Annotated in this window: 18 protein-coding genes and 1 riboswitch; of the genes, 2 read left to right on the top strand and 16 right to left on the bottom strand. The window is 52.6% G+C overall.

The window, feature by feature from the left end:
- Nucleotides 1-46: 46 nt before the first annotated feature.
- Nucleotides 47-247: riboswitch (cobalamin riboswitch) on the bottom strand.
- 62 nt (nt 248-309) lie between these two features.
- The gene (locus tag AC6IB1_RS16065; RefSeq protein WP_114994828.1) at nt 310-837 is read right to left on the bottom strand and encodes a cobalamin adenosyltransferase family protein; all 528 of its coding nucleotides are present in this window, start codon (nt 835-837) and stop codon (nt 310-312) included.
- Nucleotides 838-986: 149 nt separating this feature from the next.
- Here AC6IB1_RS16065 and trmA point away from each other — a divergent pair, with 149 nt between their 5' ends.
- Entirely contained in the window at nt 987-2093 is a 1107-nt protein-coding gene (gene trmA, locus AC6IB1_RS16070) for a tRNA (uridine(54)-C5)-methyltransferase TrmA (RefSeq protein ID WP_497567470.1), read from the top strand.
- Nucleotides 2094-2159: 66 nt separating this feature from the next.
- Here the strand turns inward: trmA and AC6IB1_RS16075 are convergent, their stop codons facing one another.
- Both AC6IB1_RS16075 and fabR read right to left on the bottom strand, forming a co-directional pair.
- On the bottom strand, nt 2160-2543 hold the full coding sequence (locus AC6IB1_RS16075) for a YijD family membrane protein (protein WP_005500843.1): 384 nt from the start codon (nt 2541-2543) through the stop codon (nt 2160-2162).
- A 6-nt stretch (nt 2544-2549) separates the two neighbouring features.
- Complete coding sequence (gene fabR / locus AC6IB1_RS16080; RefSeq protein WP_497567471.1) at nt 2550-3194, bottom strand: HTH-type transcriptional repressor FabR; 645 nt, start codon at nt 3192-3194, stop codon at nt 2550-2552.
- A gap of 258 nt (nt 3195-3452) precedes the next feature.
- Here fabR and sthA point away from each other — a divergent pair, with 258 nt between their 5' ends.
- A complete protein-coding gene (gene sthA / locus AC6IB1_RS16085; RefSeq protein WP_497567472.1) occupies nt 3453-4868 on the top strand; it encodes a Si-specific NAD(P)(+) transhydrogenase in 1416 nt (471 codons plus the stop codon).
- Nucleotides 4869-4943: 75 nt separating this feature from the next.
- Here the strand turns inward: sthA and cysQ are convergent, their stop codons facing one another.
- The 13 genes from cysQ to gspD all read right to left on the bottom strand — a co-directional run bounded on the left by cysQ (nt 4944) and on the right by gspD (nt 16636).
- A complete protein-coding gene (cysQ, locus tag AC6IB1_RS16090) occupies nt 4944-5759 on the bottom strand; it encodes a 3'(2'),5'-bisphosphate nucleotidase CysQ (RefSeq protein WP_497567473.1) in 816 nt (271 codons plus the stop codon).
- Between the two features lie 62 nt (nt 5760-5821).
- Nucleotides 5822-6373: an ADP compounds hydrolase NudE gene (gene nudE, locus AC6IB1_RS16095; RefSeq protein ID WP_497567474.1), complete on the bottom strand. Its 552-nt coding sequence runs from the start codon at nt 6371-6373 to the stop codon at nt 5822-5824.
- A 22-nt stretch (nt 6374-6395) separates the two neighbouring features.
- The gene (locus AC6IB1_RS16100) at nt 6396-7145 is read right to left on the bottom strand and encodes a type II secretion system protein N (protein ID WP_497567475.1); all 750 of its coding nucleotides are present in this window, start codon (nt 7143-7145) and stop codon (nt 6396-6398) included.
- Nucleotide 7146: 1 nt separating this feature from the next.
- Complete coding sequence (locus AC6IB1_RS16105; protein ID WP_497567476.1) at nt 7147-7632, bottom strand: type II secretion system protein M; 486 nt, start codon at nt 7630-7632, stop codon at nt 7147-7149.
- Nucleotides 7629-8834, bottom strand: coding sequence for a type II secretion system protein GspL (gspL, locus tag AC6IB1_RS16110; RefSeq protein WP_497567477.1), 1206 nt, complete (start codon nt 8832-8834; stop codon nt 7629-7631). The genes AC6IB1_RS16105 and gspL overlap by 4 nt, the downstream gene beginning before the upstream one ends.
- Entirely contained in the window at nt 8806-9819 is a 1014-nt protein-coding gene (gene gspK / locus AC6IB1_RS16115) for a type II secretion system minor pseudopilin GspK (RefSeq protein WP_497567478.1), read from the bottom strand. Before gspK ends, gspL begins: the two co-directional genes overlap by 29 nt.
- Nucleotides 9816-10466, bottom strand: a complete 651-nt coding sequence (gene gspJ / locus AC6IB1_RS16120) for a type II secretion system minor pseudopilin GspJ (RefSeq protein WP_497567479.1) — start codon at nt 10464-10466, stop codon at nt 9816-9818. The genes gspK and gspJ overlap by 4 nt, the downstream gene beginning before the upstream one ends.
- Nucleotides 10450-10812 (bottom strand): type II secretion system minor pseudopilin GspI, encoded by a 363-nt coding sequence (gspI, locus tag AC6IB1_RS16125; protein ID WP_497567480.1) that lies wholly within the window; start codon nt 10810-10812, stop codon nt 10450-10452. Before gspI ends, gspJ begins: the two co-directional genes overlap by 17 nt.
- Nucleotides 10809-11366, bottom strand: a complete 558-nt coding sequence (gene gspH / locus AC6IB1_RS16130) for a type II secretion system minor pseudopilin GspH (RefSeq protein WP_497567481.1) — start codon at nt 11364-11366, stop codon at nt 10809-10811. Before gspH ends, gspI begins: the two co-directional genes overlap by 4 nt.
- A 3-nt stretch (nt 11367-11369) precedes the next feature.
- Nucleotides 11370-11807 carry a type II secretion system major pseudopilin GspG gene (gene gspG / locus AC6IB1_RS16135; RefSeq protein ID WP_005500878.1) on the bottom strand — a complete coding sequence of 146 codons (438 nt, stop codon included), beginning with the start codon at nt 11805-11807 and terminating at the stop codon, nt 11370-11372.
- Nucleotides 11808-11851: 44 nt separating this feature from the next.
- Complete coding sequence (gene gspF, locus AC6IB1_RS16140; protein ID WP_497567482.1) at nt 11852-13072, bottom strand: type II secretion system inner membrane protein GspF; 1221 nt, start codon at nt 13070-13072, stop codon at nt 11852-11854.
- Nucleotides 13072-14571: a type II secretion system ATPase GspE gene (gspE, locus tag AC6IB1_RS16145; RefSeq protein ID WP_497569161.1), complete on the bottom strand. Its 1500-nt coding sequence runs from the start codon at nt 14569-14571 to the stop codon at nt 13072-13074. The genes gspF and gspE overlap by 1 nt, the downstream gene beginning before the upstream one ends.
- Nucleotides 14572-14620: 49 nt before the next feature.
- Nucleotides 14621-16636 carry a type II secretion system secretin GspD gene (gspD, locus tag AC6IB1_RS16150; RefSeq protein WP_497567483.1) on the bottom strand — a complete coding sequence of 672 codons (2016 nt, stop codon included), beginning with the start codon at nt 16634-16636 and terminating at the stop codon, nt 14621-14623.
- Nucleotides 16637-16653: the final 17 nt, after the last annotated feature.

The following is a 16653-nucleotide window of genomic DNA, read 5'->3' on the forward strand; positions in this document are numbered from 1 at the left end:
ATCAGATCCAAATATCGCGTGTATCCAATGATGTCAGGAGATCCTGAAACCATATTGTGACCCAGCTGATATTCGGACTTAGAGACGGCCTACGGTGACGACTTCCCACAATAACATGCAGTGTCTGGCTTTCGCCGTGTCACTTTCGTTTCTCCTTACCGCTGCGCGCCAGTTCCGGATTCTCACCGGATTCCCAGCTGGAGTGAAAGCGCGCCGATTATAGAGAACTCGGTGCGCTTTTGATATTCGCTTCTTGAGAAATTGCTCTCACTCACACAGGAAATGTATGAAATATGGCTGGCAGCGCTTTTAATAGCTGAGACTGACGAACTCGATTTCTTCGACATCCAGCTTCATCTTGATGTAGACCGTCAAGACAAAAAAGAAGTTGGCAAGCAAGTTGGCAAAGCGTGGCAGCACTGGCTCAAACGTCACGCCGGATTCATCCAGCCGGTGCAGAAGCCGCACGGTTTTCTTCGCACCGGTTCGGCACTGGTGCAGTGCCATCACACCCACCGGGCCTCGCGGCAGAACAAAGCGGTTGATGCGGCCACGGCTCAGTTCGTTGTAATGGTCGTATCGGGCATGTAACCATTCCAAGTCTTCTTCAAAGATGGCGTTCTTACCGCGCACTGAGCCATTCAGGTGATAGATTTTAGGATGCAGGGTTTCCAAATCTTCCCTCACATCATCAAAGCCGTCCGGCAAGGTCGCCAGTGCCATGCCTACCAGACTGCACAGCTCATCGGTGTGGATTTCATAGTCACAGGTCAGCGCCGTTTCGTAGATAAACGGATAACAAATCTCTTTGCGGTTTTTCGGTTTTCGAAAGCTCATGACAAGGCCTGCTTCGGTTAATGTGTGCCAATAGTATCCCAAGGTGCAGGTTTACGCCCCTGCTGGCGAAAAAGTCAGCGAAAAGGCTGGACAATATGGTGCGGCTTCTTACAATTTGCGCTCATTTTTAGTTATGCAGGTTAGGTAATATGAGCAATACCCTGATTGACACCACCCAATATCAGGCACAACTGGACGAGAAAATCACGCGCATGCAGTCTGCGTTCGAGGCGTTCAATGCACCTGAGCTGGAAGTGTTTCCGTCCCCAGACAAGCACTACCGTATGCGTGCGGAGTTCCGCGTCTGGCATGAAGGGGATGATCTCTATTACATCATGTTCAACCAGGAAACCAAGCAGAAGTACCGTGTGGACCAGTTCCCACAGGCAAGCCGCATCATCAATGATTTGATGCCCCTGCTGCTGGATGCCATCAAACCGGTTGAGAGCCTGCGCCGTAAACTGTTCCAGGTCGATTTTCTCTCTACCTTAAGCGGTGAAGTGCTGGTTTCTATGCTCTACCACCGCCAGCTTGATGAAGAATGGGAAGCCAATGCACGCATGCTGAAGCAGCGTCTGAATGACGAAGGGTTTAACCTGAACCTGATTGGGCGTGCGCGTAAGCAAAAAATCGTGATTGACCGCGACTACGTGGTGGAAAAACTGTCCGTCAACGATCGCACTCTGACTTATCAGCAAGTTGAAAACAGCTTCACCCAGCCAAACGGCAAAGTGGCAGAGAAGATGCTGGAATGGGCCGTTGACTGCACTCAGGACAGCACCGGCGATCTGCTCGAGCTTTACTGCGGGAATGGGAATTTCTCACTGGCGCTGGCGAAAAACTTTGACCGCGTGTTGGCAACCGAGCTGGCTAAGCCCTCAGTGGAATCTGCACAGTGGAACATTGCGGCAAATAACATCGACAATGTACAGATCATCCGGATGTCGGCGGAAGAGTTCACTGAGGCGATGGAAGGCAAACGCGAATTCCGCCGTTTGCAACAGGCGGGCATCGACCTGAAAAGCTACCACTGCAACACCATCTTTGTTGATCCACCACGCTCTGGCATGGATGAGGGCACTTGTCGCATGGTGCAGGGTTATGACCGTATCCTCTACATTTCCTGTAACCCGGATACATTGAAAGAGAACCTGGAAATTCTGTCTGAAACGCATCGCATCACGCGCTTCGCCCTGTTCGACCAGTTCCCGTATACCCATCACATGGAAGCGGGTGTGCTGCTTGAACGAAAGTAAGCATCCATAAACAGTAAAAGGCGCCGGAAATGGCGCCTCTTTTTCGTTCGTCTCAGCATGCCGCGATTACTCTTCGGCGGCAGCTTCCTCTTTCTTACCGCTGTTGCCCAGCCAGCCCATTTTAAACGCCACCCAGAATGCCAGCACCATAGTGACGATAATAGAGAAGAAATTTCCTCCCAGTTCTGGCACCTGCATACGCACAAACGCCGAATAACCAAACGCACCCACCAGGAAGCAGGCGAACGCGATAATCGGGGTTCCTTCAGTCAGTGGTTGGTTAACATGCTGCTGGTAGAAGCAGTACACCGCGAGTACAAACGCGATAATCGGGAAAGCGGAGAATGCCACACTGTCGACGAAAAGCGTCGCCAGAGATGCACTGCCGCAAAGGCCTGCGACCACGGCGAGAAGAAGAAATTTACGCTCTGATTGATGATTCTGTTCCATATTCACTTACCTGCCTGAAGACAACTTATCCTTGAGAGCATTGCGTTCGCGTTCCTTGCGGTACCAGTAAGCGCCTTTCGCAATCATGCGCAGCTGGGTCACCAGACGTTCCGCAAGTTCAGCACGGGCACGCTTGTCCAAATCGAGCGCTTCCGCACCTGAACTGAACACTAACGTCACACATGCCTCTGCCTGATTATAGGCTTCATCTCGGGTCGATCCGGCGGTCGCCTGGAAATATTCTGTCAGCTCAGCGATAAAGTGTTGAATTTCACGTGCTACGGCAGCACGGAAAGCTGCTGAGGTACCAGAGCGTTCACGCAACAGCAGCCTGAACACATTGGGGCTGCTTTCAATAAATTCCATGAAGGTTTCCACTGACGTGCGGACAACACTGCCTTCTGTGGCAATGCGCTGGCGTGCCTGTCGCATCAGCTGACGCAATAACAAGCCACCTTCATCCACCATGGTCAGGCCAAGTTCGTCCATATCTTTGAAGTGACGGTAAAATGAGGTGGGCGCAATGCCTGCCTCCCGTGCCACTTCACGCAAGCTGAGACTGGAAAAGCTACGGTCTGCGCTGAGCTGGCTGAAAGCCGCATCAATCAGCGTTCGCCGGGTTTTTTCTTTCTGTTGAGCTCTAATTCCCATCGCCAGTGTTTACCTCATGAAATCTAACCGCAAACTATACTCGGTTTTTACACCGAGTTCAGTGGTTATACTTCACTTTCCCAAAAGCGGCATCAGATCAACGGGAGTTCATTCAACTCATACCATAAACGGTTTGTTTTACACTAAGTTGCGTGATCACCTACGCTGAATAAGCGTGTGTTAATTCTAGAAGCCCCCACTCAGGGGTACACTACCCACGTATTTCTTTACATAACGAAAACAAAAGGCCGTACGGACATGAGCAAAACGACCCCTACATCGTCTAACCATTTTGATGTCATTGTAATAGGCAGCGGACCCGGTGGCGAAGGCGCAGCCATGGGCTTGACCAAAGCCGGCCTTCGCGTGGCGGTGATTGAAAAGGAAAACACCGTTGGCGGCGGCTGTACCCACTGGGGCACCATCCCTTCAAAAGCGCTGAGACATACCGTCAGCCGTATTATTGAATTTAACCAAAGCCCGATTTATACCCAGGATAACCGCCAGGTACACAGTACTTTTTCCGATATCCTGAGCCACGCCCAGTCGGTGATTGGCAAGCAAACACGCATGCGTCAGGGCTTTTACGATCGCAATCTCTGTTCGATCATCCACGGCCAAGCCAGGTTCAGCGGCACCCATGAGATCGAAGTGACCGCTGCGGATGGCAGTGTCGATAAATACACCGGGGATAAATTTGTTATCGCGACAGGCTCGCGCCCTTACCGCCCGAAAGATATTGATTTCAAGCATCCACGGATTTATGACAGCGACTCTATCCTTTCGCTGCAACATGACCCGCGCCACGTCATTATCTATGGTGCAGGGGTTATCGGCAGTGAATATGCGTCTATCTTCCGTGGCCTTGGCATTAAAGTGGATTTAATCAACACCCGCGATCGCCTACTTTCTTTCCTTGATAATGAAATGTCAGATGCAATCTCTTACCACTTCTGGAACAGCGGCGTGTTGATCAGAAATGATGAGACCTACGAGAAGATTGAAGGCACCAAAGACGGTGTGGTTCTGCACCTGCAATCCGGGAAGAAAATGAAAGCAGATTGCCTGCTGTTTGCCAACGGGCGCACCGGTAACACCGATTCACTGAACCTCAAAGCGGTTGGCCTGAAACCAGACTCACGCGGGCAACTCAAAGTGAACGACAACTATGGCACTGACGTTGAGCATATCTTCGCGGTCGGTGACGTGATTGGTTACCCAAGCCTCGCCAGTGCGGCCTACGATCAGGGCCGAATCGTGGCGCAGGCGATTGCAGAAGGTCAGGCAACAGGCCGCCTGATTGACCATATCCCCACCGGCATTTATACCATTCCAGAAATCAGCTCTGTGGGGAAAACCGAACAGGAACTGACAGCAGCGAAGGTACCATACGAAGTGGGCCGCGCCCAGTTCAAACACCTGGCCCGGGCGCAGATTGCGGGGATGGATGTCGGCAGTTTGAAGATCCTTTTCCACCGTGAAACCAAAGAGATCCTGGGGATCCACTGCTTTGGCGAACGTGCCGCAGAGATCATCCACATCGGCCAGGCGATCTTCGAACAAAAAGGGGAAGGCAACACGCTGGATTACTTTATCAACACAACATTCAACTATCCCACCATGGCAGAAGCCTATCGGGTGGCGGCATTGAACGGTCTTAACCGACTGTTTTAATTAAATTATTGGTATAAAAAACGGAGCATCGGCTCCGTTTTCTACGTCTGGGTTCAGTCAAACGTGACGCCAAAACTAGCCTTCCAGTTTCACAATCTGCCGCCACGGCAGATCCGTATCCCCCAGTACGATAAAGTTAGGGTTTTCCAACGAATCACGCTCGTTGTAGGAAAGGGGCGAAAGCGTCATATCCAGAATGCGTCCTCCCGCTTCTTCAACAATACATTGGGTTGCCGCAGTATCCCACTCCCCCGTCGGGCCAAGGCGCAGGTAGCAGTCCACCGCGCCTTCCGCTACCAGACAGGATTTTAACGCTGCTGAACCCAACGGCACTAAATCGTAGTGACGGCTTGGTTCCAGACGATCGGTAATTGCCTTGATATCCTGTCGGCGGCTGATCGCAATAGAAAGCGATGCCAGTTCGTCTTCATGTTTGAGAATCGACAAGCGCTGCTTTTCACCATCAGGCGTCACCTTCCATGCACCATGCCCTTTTGCAGCATAGTAAGAAATGCCGGACACCGGTCCGTATACCACCCCCAAAACTGGCTGGTTGTTCTCTACCAACGCAATAATGGTCGCGAAATCCCCACTGCCTGCAATAAATTCCTGGGTGCCATCGAGCGGGTCCACCAACCAATAGCGCGCCCAATTTGCGCGTTTAGCCAATGGAATACTGATGTCTTCTTCAGACAACACAGGAATATCAGGGGTGAGGGCTTGCAGACGCGCCTTTACCAGTTCGTGGGCAGCCATGTCAGCGCTGGTCACTGGCGTGTCATCACTTTTTATGTTTTTTTCAAAATCACCGCGCTGATAGATGTCCAGAATCACCTCACCGGATGCCCGGGCAATCTCTATCACCGGTTGAAGCAGTTGTGACAGCTCCATGTAACACTCCTCTTGGGCTCTCACACTACGACTTTGTTGGCGTTTCTTTGGTCACCGAATGATCAATGGCCAGAAAGCGCTCTCATGGCCAACAGCAATGCAGTAATACTACGCGCTTCCCCAAAATCGACGTGAGATAATAATTCTTCTGCCTGTGCGACGGGCCAACGAACCAGTTCCAGCGGCTCGGGTTCATCGCCCTCGAGCTTCTCTGGATAAAGATCCTGCGCCAACATCAGGGTCATCTTGCTGGAAAAATACGACGGTGCCAGCACCACTTCTTTCAGTGGGCGCAATTGATTGGCACCAAAACCGATTTCTTCTTTTAATTCCCGGTTTGCGGCTTCCAGTGGTGTTTCACCCGGATCAATCAACCCCTTAGGAAAGCCTAGTTCATAACGCTCCGTTCCGGCAGCGTATTCACGCACCAACAGTAAATCGCCGTTTTCTGTCACCGGCACCACCATCACCGCATTGCGGCCACTCGACTTCATCCGTTCGTAGGTGCGTTTTTCACCGTTACTGAACGCTAAATCCAGGGCTTCAATCTGAAACAGGCGCGATTTAGCCACAACCCTGGCATCTAAAATTTCAGGTGGAATGTGCTTTTTCATGCTTACTTCTCCCGGGAAGGCATTAACCGCTGAAACTCAGGCGATAGCGCCCTTCACTGTCTGGATTCCCCAAAAAGCCCAGCTGACGTCTCATGCCTTCCGGAAATGTTTTACCCGGCACAAACCAGCCATCAAGGCTGTACCGCTGGCCCGGCGACAACGAGACATTGAATTCTGTTTCAATCGCGTCAGATTTGCTGTCACCATTGATAACCAACTGACCATCATGACATGCTAGCTGTGCAACGACCACGCCAAGGTCAATGGTCCCAATGGGGGAGACCACATTTCCCTGTGACCAGGCCAGATTCCCTGCCAACACTTCACAAAACGGGTTTTGGCTGTACAGGTAGTCACGAACCGTTAAATCAAACTGTCCGGACAGCGTAACAGGTATAGGGTAAGCAATAAATGACTGAATAATCTGGGCTGATGTCGTGACCAGCAGGTTGTTGGCATAAACGCCTGCGAGGCTGTAGCCCACATTCCCGCGAGCCGACAACCCCGCGTTTCCGGAAAGGCGTACATCTACATCGACTTTCCCGGTAAAAAGTTTCAGTGGGTTAAATCGCCATTTGAGCGAACCCATCGGCCTACCCTGCCAGTTTACGCCAGCAGCAGTGCCATTCCACAGCGTACCGGTGATCCCATTTAAGGAAATACCCGGTACTTGCAGCAGGTTTTTCACCACCAGATTGGCAGGAAGATGGACAATGGCGCTGGTAATAAGCACAACAAGGAAAAGAACAAACCAAAGGATCACACGTTTCATCTTACCCTCTTCCCAGCTGTAGCCGCTTTACGTCAACCACGCCAGGCGTCTCCGTTTTGCCGACATCAATGAACTTCACCTGCACACCATAGTTAACTGACAGATCATCCAACCAACTGATCAACGCATTAAACGGCATGGGTTTAAGCCAGACCTGGATCTCTTCCTGCTGCGGTTGCAAACGCACAATCTCGAGGTTGTAGCGCTTCACCGTGGTGGTGACGGACTGGTTCAGCGGCAAGGCGTTGCCCTGGCTGCGGCTTCCTGTCGTACGGCGCAGCGCTTCGATTTCAGCCACTTTGCTATTCACCCAACCCAGCAGGTTACGCTCACTGGCAAGACGCTGCTCGGCCTGTTCCGCTTTAGCCTGAAGTGGGCTTACCACGCCCCAATACAGGGTGCCCAGCAAGATGACTGCACTTGCCACGCCCAACAGACGCTGCTCTCGGCGGGACAATCCCTGCCAATAGGCAATCAATGCTTTCATGATGATTTCCTCCGCAGAACAAACGCACCAGTTACTGCCTGTCCATCGCGGCTCAACTGACCAAGCTCTGTGTTGTATATGGTGGACAACGCTTCACGCAGTTTTTCAAAATCAGCAAAATCTTTACCACGGGCATTAAGACGCAACTCGCCACGGTTTTGGTCGAAACGCAACGCATCAAGCTCAATCGACGGCGCGGCATCCAGCAGCGGTCCAATTTCTGCCATCCAGACCATGATACCGTTTTGGCTACCGGCACCGGAGAGACGGTTGACTTCAGCCTCTACAATCCGCCGCATATAGCTGGTGGTGGGAATGCGTTGGTTTTGTGGCAATAAGGCCCGAACCCTGGCTTCGCTTTGCGTACGGTATTGCGCCGCCTGTGCGTCCATCTGATAAATATTAACCACTTGCTCGATGCCGAGGACCGCCATCAGCAAGCCGGCAGCAATCGCCGCACCACGCCATGGTTTAAGGTATTTGTATATCTGGCTTTGCGGTTTGTATCGCCCGGTCAGCAGGTTATAACGGCTTTTTACCGCTTCCTGGGTCAGTAATAGCATCACCAGCTCACAGGGCTCAGCCTGCCAGTTATCGCCCATACCTTCAGGAAGGGGGGAATAGCTGAACACTGTCGGCAATGTTTCTTCACCACGGCTTTGTCCCAAACTTTGCAGCCACACGGGCAGCCAGACATCTTCCACCGAGCCGCCTTCTGTTTCACCAAAGCGCAACAGCCAGCGGTGGTTGAGGCTAACGGCACTGCAACTGTCTTCATGCAAAGGCAGGCAGAGACAATCCGGCACCAGACGACGAACGGTCAGGTTGGCGTCAGACAGGGCATCCATCCAGCGCTGCATGATCTTGTGCTCTATCACGGCAACCTGTGCCGATTCTCCGTGTTTATCCAGCAAGGTGATATGGGCCTGATCGACATCCTGCGCCAACTCATCTTCAAGCAGGAAAGGTAAGACAGTGCCAAGCTGGCGTTCACTGCCTGCGGGGATCACCGCGGATGTCAATGTCATCGCCGCACTGTCAGCCAATGCAATCACTTCCCTGTCGGTGGCGTAGTCTGTCAGCTGCGACAGATGCTCAGCTTCCCCCGAGGCAATCACTTCCTGCTGAGAGGGTGACCATACCAGCCAAGGGATCGGCTCGTGGGGATCTCTGTTAAGCCTGACTGTCAGGATCTCGATCACTCATTCCTCCAAAGCGACGGCGGATCACCGTGACCGCGCCGTTGCCACCCCTCTCCAGCAGGGAACGCAATCTCAGCGTCATGCTGTCGAGGGTAATCTCTGTATCCAGTTCAAAATACCGGCTGCGTACGTCGATAAACTGTTGCAACCTTTCGCGTTCTTCTTGATCAATGCCCGCCAATACTGGCTCAGCCATAAAGCTGGCGACATCTTGCCAACCATCAATGGCGTTACGGCCATTGATCAATGTTTTTGCCTGCTCCTCAGAGAGGTTGGGATGGAAAATGGCACTCAAAATCGGTGCCTGTTCCTCCGTCAGCGTGTTGACGTTTACCACCAGCTTATCGCTGGGAATCGCACAAAGCAGTGGGCTGACCTTATCAAACATTTCCTGGGTGACGCCATTCACCGCACGCCACTCTGAAATGTCCGCCATAAAACTATTGGGTATCAAATGTGGTACCGTGCGCGCTTCATACTCGCTGTCTTCAACCCCCAACGGCGACTGCACGTTGGTGTTGCCGTCAATGTATTCCCAGGTCGCTGCCGCTGCGGTTTCCGCCTCAAGGCTGTCAATACCCTGTGATTCAATCAACTGCTGAAGTGACGCCACCAGTTTGGGGTTAGTGCCATTTGCTGTCGGTTTGATGTTACGAAGCCCATTGACGTTAAAACAGGCCTGTTTGTCATACACATTGCCGGTCGCCTGCCCCCCCTCAAGAGGATAGACCTGATCGCGCACAGCCCATGGCTGGCTCAGGGTCACAGTATCGTCACTGTCAATGCTCTGCTCTATACCATAGCGTGCCAGCGCTTCGACTGACTGGGCATACCAATAGGCCTGCTGATAACGCACCTGGCTTTCAGTCCGGTTAAAATTGACAAACATCCGGTTGGACATGCTCACTGCTACCGTGGTCATCAGTGCCATAATAAACAACACCACCAGCAGCGCGACACCGCGTTGGGATTGACGCCTCATCATGATGTCTCTCCCACTGAAGGTGGCAGTGTCTGTCCGGGCAGCAAATAAATACGGGTCAGTTCACCATAACGCTCGGTGTCCAGTGTCACCCGAATGGCCCTTGGCATGGACAGCGGCGCCTCCCACTCGGTCTTCCAGCCATCATCACCCAATACCTCAAAGCGCAATCCGGTGACCCCTTCCATCAAAGGCATGGCAGCCGGTTCCAGTGCCGAGCTGTTGTCCGGATACATCCAGCGGATACGCTCTAAGGTTTCATCCTGAATACGGTAACCGACTTTCACTACTTCCCCGCGGGGAAACAGCTGTTGCGGGTTAATCCAGCCACCGCGGACAAAACGGATACCCTGCGATTCTGAGTCCAGCACATCATCACCAAACTCAAGCAGCGCTTCCTTCGTCTCATCACTGCCATTGCGGTACTGGCGTGCCAGCATCTGGCGAAAATCACTGTCCATGATCAGCAGAGTACGCTGCAAACTTTTGAGCGCATTCCCAACTTCTTCGGTCTGGACATTACTGTTGATGACATTACGAAAAATCTGGTTCGTCGCTACGCTCAGGGTAGCGAAAATCATCAGCGCCAGCAGTACCTCAATCAGGGTAAAGCCTTGATTGGTGCCTTTGCCCTTACTCTGCCGGTACATACGTCCTCACGGTGACCAATGCGTGTTGTCTGGTTTCATTTTTCCAGACAATCATATCCACGGCGCGAAGCAGGTTATCCGCAGTTGCCACGGGTTTGAGGGTCCAAAACCATGTGCGTCCCGCAAGCTCCGAGCTGCCATTTTTGGCCGAAGACAGTTTTTTTCCGTCCAACACAAACAGCGCCAGCTCGTTGTCTGCCACCATAGACGCAAACGTTTTCTCTTCCAGCGCGCCCAGCGAGTTCACATGTTGACCGGTCGCATTCAGCACGGCCATGGCTGCCACAGCGAACACCGCCATCGCCACCAGCACTTCAATCAGGGTAAAGCCGCGATGCGTTCTCACTCTTTATCCTCATTCAAGTTTTTCACTTCAAACGTTGCCACATCGTTGCCTGTCACCTGCCAGAGGCGTTTTTTATCCGCGATAAACGTCAGGGTGAACGGAATGATTTCCCCATTTCCCATCAACACCACCTGCGGCTGGGGAGGCTGATTCTCCTCTTCAGCAAACATCTCGTCGTCAAACAGGTTTTCGCGATCAAACAGGCGATCCTCTTCGGCAACAAAACCGGACACTTCCAGATCCAGTTCCAACGCCGGCGGCAAGGTTACTGATGTCACATTGCGGCCTTTTTCCACCGGCACCCAGTCATCGTGGGTCAGGCGGAGCAGCTGGTAGCCGTCTTTGTCGACGTTCAGACCGAAGGTTTGCCCGGTCAGCAGGGATTGCTCCGTCCAAAGCTGGATCAACTGATAGAAACGCTGTGCTTCTTCTTTGGCATCATCACTGCTGTTTTGGGGAAGGTTGGGCACCACAATCACGGCGCTGATAGACAGCAACAGCAGCACCAGCAGAATTTCCAGCAATGTAAACCCGGACGGGCGCCCCCTTTTCATCAATTATTTAATGTCCAGCATGTTCCAGTTACCGATGTCCTGGTTCACACCTTCTCCCCCTTCCTGGCCATCCGCACCCAGGGTAAAGATATCTACCGTGCCATGTTCTCCGGGATTCAGGTATTGGTACTCGTTGCCCCATGGATCTTGTGGCAAACGCTTGATGTAACCACCCTCACGGTAATTACGGGGCTCTGGCGAAGAGCTTGGCTTGGAAACCAGTGCATCCAGACCCTGATCGGTGGTGGGGTACACGCTGTTGTCCAGACGGTACATATCCAGCGCCCCTTCCAGTGCACTGATGTCTGTCACCGCTTTTTGCTGATCGGCTTTGTCTTTGTTACCCAGCAGGTTTGGTACCACCAAACTCGCCAGTACACCCAAAATGACGATCACAACCATGATTTCCAGCAGGGTAAAGCCCTGTTGACGACGTTGCATTTTCTATCTCTCCTGAAAAAACGCTGCCTGGCAGCGAGTTTGGGTTACACGCCCACAATATTGTTGAGCTGGATAATGGGCATGAGGGTTGCCACAACAATAAACAGCACGATACCGGCCATGGCAATAATCAGTGCCGGGCCAAAGATACCGAGTGCAATATTCACCTGGGATTCAAAGTCCCTGTCCTGATTGTCTGCTGCACGGGTCAGCATCTGCTCCAGTTCACCGCTTCGCTCACCACTGGCAATCATGTGCAGCATCATGGGAGGAAACAGCTTGGACTTTTCGAGCGAAATACGAAGGCTTGAGCCTTCACGTACCCGGTCTGACGCTTCGAGCACGCGGGCCTTGACCCAGGTGTTGGTCATCACATTCGCGGCCACTTTCATTCCATCCAGCAATGGAATAGCACTGGACGTACAAATCGACAAAGTACGGGCAAAGCGAGAAGTATTCAGGCCTCGCGCTACCCGCCCGATGACCGGCATATTAAGCACATTTCTGTCCCACGCAAGCCGGCGCTTTTCACTTCGGAGCATGATTTTTGCCAGCACAAACAAGGCAATAACCACCACTAACACCAGCAAGCCCCAGTGGGTAACAAAATCACTGGCAGCAAGCAGCACCTGGGTAATGTTTGGCAGCTCAGCGCCGGTTTGCAGAAACTGACCGACAATATCCGGCACCACGGTCGCCAGCAGGAAGGCCACGATACCAATCGCTGCCACGGTCAGCACCATGGGGTAGACCATGGCCTGGATCAGTTTGTTTTTGACCTGTTGCCGGTTTTCCACGTAATCGGCAAGGCGCTCAAGCACCGGGCCAAGGTGACCGGATTTTTCCCCTGCCGCTACCATGGCGCGGAAAAGCTGATCAAACACATGGGGATAGTCGCCAAGGCTGTCTGAGAGGGTATAGCCTTCAACAACACGGGCACGTACCCCGGTCAGCATGTTTTTCAGACGCTGCTTTTCCGTCTGATCAGCCACGGCCTTGATGCACTCTTCAAGCGGCATCGCGGCCTGTACCAGCGTCGCCAGCTGACGGGTGATCAGTGCCAGTTCATTGGTACTGATCCCGCGTTTAAAGCCAACAGGGGAGGAGTGCTTTTGCTGTTCTTTCTCATGTGTTTGCGCCACATCCATCGGCACCAGCTGTTTTTCTCGCAACAGCTGGCGTGCCTGACGGGCCGTGTCGGCTTCAATCACGCCTTTGACAGTCCGGCCTTTGGCATTCAACGCTTTGTATTCAAACGCTGCCATCAGCCCTCCCGTGTCACACGCAGTATTTCTTCAAGCGTGGTGATACCCTGACGCACTTTCATCAGGCCATCATCCCGGATACTCGGCGTCGTTTGGCGAATATAACGTTCTATTGCCTGCTCTCCCGCTTCATTGTGGATAAGCTCTTGCACCTGGGTATCGACCACCAACAATTCATGAATACCGGTACGGCCCCGATACCCTTTGTGATTACACTTCTCACAACCTGTTGCTTTATAAAGGGTCAACGGTTCATGTTCGTCGAGATCAAACCAACGCTTGCTCTGGGTATCTGCGTCATAAGGCGCTTTACAATCAGGACAAAGGGTGCGAACCAACCGCTGTGCCAACACCCCTAACAGGGATGACGACACCAGAAACGGTTCAATACCCATGTCCCGCAGGCGGGTCACCGCCCCCACGGCCGTGTTGGTGTGAAGGGTTGACATCACCAGGTGGCCGGTCAATGAGGCCTGCACCGCGATTTGTGCCGTTTCAAGGTCACGTATCTCACCCACCATCACCACATCCGGGTCCTGGCGCAAAATGGCGCGTAGTCCGCGGGCAAAGGTCATGTCGACTTTGGTGTTGACCTGGGTCTGACCAATACCATCGATATCAAATTCAATCGGATCTTCGACAGTGAGAATATTGCGCTCGGCGCTGTTAAGCTCCGTCAATCCTGCATACAGGGTGGTGGATTTACCGGAGCCGGTAGGTCCGGTCACCAGCAAGATGCCATGTGGGCGTTTGATCAGGTGCTGGAAATTATCATGCACATGACGGGTCATGCCAAGGCTTTCCAAATCCAGCTGGGTGGCGTTTTTATCCAGAAGACGAAGTACTACCCGTTCGCCGTGGGATGACGGCATGGTGGACACCCGCACATCTACCGCCCGGCCACCGATACGCAGCGAAATACGGCCATCCTGTGGCACACGCTTCTCTGCAATATCAAGACGCGCCATCACCTTGATGCGTGAAACCAACAAGGGGGCCAGCTTACGGTTTGGGCTCAACACCTCACGAAGTACGCCATCCACACGGAAACGAATGGACAGGGTTTTCTCAAAGGTTTCGATATGGATATCAGATGCCGTTTCTTTGATGGCCTCACCCAACATGGCATTGATCAGTTTGATGATCGGGGCATCGTCTTCTGACTCCAGCAAGTCTTCGCTTTGTGGCAGCTCTTCTGCCAACGCAAAGAAATCATCAGTGTCTGCACCAATGTCCTGCATCAGCTGTTGCGCTTCCGATGAATCACGTTGGTAGAGTTCGGTCAGCTTGGGTTCAAAATCTTCGGTGCGCAGTTGAATGGGGATAAACCCCTGCCCCAACACCCGACGTACTTCATTGAGTACAGCAGGTTTGGGCTGGTCACGATAGTAGAGCAGATAACCCTTATCGGTACACTCAATCGCCACACCATGGCGCTTGGCAAAACCAAATGGCAAACGGGTCACCGACATGTTTGCCACCTCAGACAGTATATCCATGGCCTGACTCTGTTCAGTTTCCATTTCTGGGGACTGCTTTTCCATGGCGTTACCTCAGCTCCGCCATGATCGCCCGCACCTCTGCTGGCAACGTCACATCTGAACCAAACTCTGGCAATACCGGTGTTTTAACGCCCGGCATCAGTTTGACTTCTTCTTGTGCCCGGAAAATCTGCTCTGCACGGATATAGTTGTACTTGCGCTGTGTGATGCCATCTGCAGTAAGGCCGGTACGGATAATGGTCGGCTTAATAAACAACATCAGGTTACGTTTGGTTTTACCCGATGAGGTTGACTTGAACAGGTGACCCAATAGTGGGATATCGCCAAGCAGCGGTACCTTTTGCTCACTCTCATTGGTCTGCTCATCAATCAGGCCGCTCAGTACAATCATTTGTTGATCAGCCGCTAATACCGAGGTGGTCAGTTGGCGCTTACCAAAACGGATATCGACTGCACCGCTGGCCCCCAGCACATTGGAGATTTCCTGTTCAATGTTGAGCTGTACGGAATCTCCTTCGTTGATTTGTGGGGTGATCTTGAGTTTGACACCCACGTCTTTACGTTCCACAGTCTGGAACGGGTTGTCGTTGTTTGAGCCGGTAGTAGAGCCGGTGACAACGGGCACTTCCTCACCCACGATGAACGACGCTTCTTCATTATCCAGCACCATCAGGCTGGGGGATGACAGGATGTTGGAATCACTGTTGCTTGACACAGCCGTCACCAGTGCCGTCCAGTCACCGAGAACCACCCCTGCTGCCAGCCCGCTGACACCGCCCAATACTTCCGCAATCGCGGTTGGGTCGCCAGATTCGGTGATAGGCACCTCAACGGGAATATTGTCGCGATCAAAACGGGTTTCAGTGGTGGTTTTATCCTTGGCTTTCTCCTGCGCCGCCAGATAATTGGTGATCGGCACGCCGGTATTGCCAAACTGAATACCGCCGCCATCCAGTGATCCCCACTGGATACCAAGGTTGGCACCATCACTTTCTGACATTTCCACGATCATCGCTTCAATCAGCACCTGGGCACGGCGGATATCCAACTGGGCAATCACGCCTTCCAGCGCACGCAGAATATCGGGTGGCGCAGTGATAACCAGGGAGTTTGTCCCTTTGTGTGCGGAGATTTTGACATTATTTGCGTTCGCACCTAGCGCTTTCTGGCCGCCCTGTTTTTCGGCGATCAGGTTCTCGGAGACGCCCTGCAGCACATCCACCACGTCTTCCGCTTTAGCATAGCGAAGATAAATCACACGGTTATTGCCCACCGTTGCCATTTCACGGTCAAGCTGAGAGATCAAGCGGCGGATGCGGTCACGCACCTGTGGCTCGCCGGAGATAAGCACGGAATTGGTGCGCTCATCAGCGACAAAACTCGGCTGAAGCAACTCGGGGGTATTTTTGCCATCGCCCTGTTTATTGAGGCTTTCGACAATGCGTACCATTTCAGAGGCCGAAGCATGCTTAAGGTGAACCACATCCACTTCTTTGTTTCCGGCCTGGTCAACACGCTCAATGATGTCTGCCAGACGGTTCACCACCGCAGCACGACCAGTGATCATGATAACGTTGGCAGGATCGTAGTGCACCACGTTGCCGGCACCGGCATTGTCAATCAGTTGGCGCAACAGGGGCGACAGCTCACGTACAGAGACATTTTTTACTGACACGACGCGGGTCACCACCGCATCACCCTGGATATTATCGTCACCCACCACCGGAATGGCCGATTGCTTGGCATCTTTATCACGCACCACTTTCAGCACGCCGTTTTCCATCTCAACGACGGCAAAACCATACACAGACAACACGTTGAGGAAGAACTGGTAGTATTGATCTTCATTCAGCACGTCGTAGCTGCGAACATTGACTTTACCGCGTACAGACGGGTCAACGATGATGGTTTTTTCGAGATTACGTCCAACAATCTCGATAAACTCCTGAATATCTGTTCCCTTGAAACTGGCACTGAATTCTGTCGCCCACGCACCGACGCTCTGCATAGCAAGCACACCGGCCAGCAACCAGGTTGATTTACGTTTCTTCCACGTATTCACTTTGTTCTCCGTTTTCA

The organism is Grimontia sp. THUN1695 (assembly GCF_059704325.2).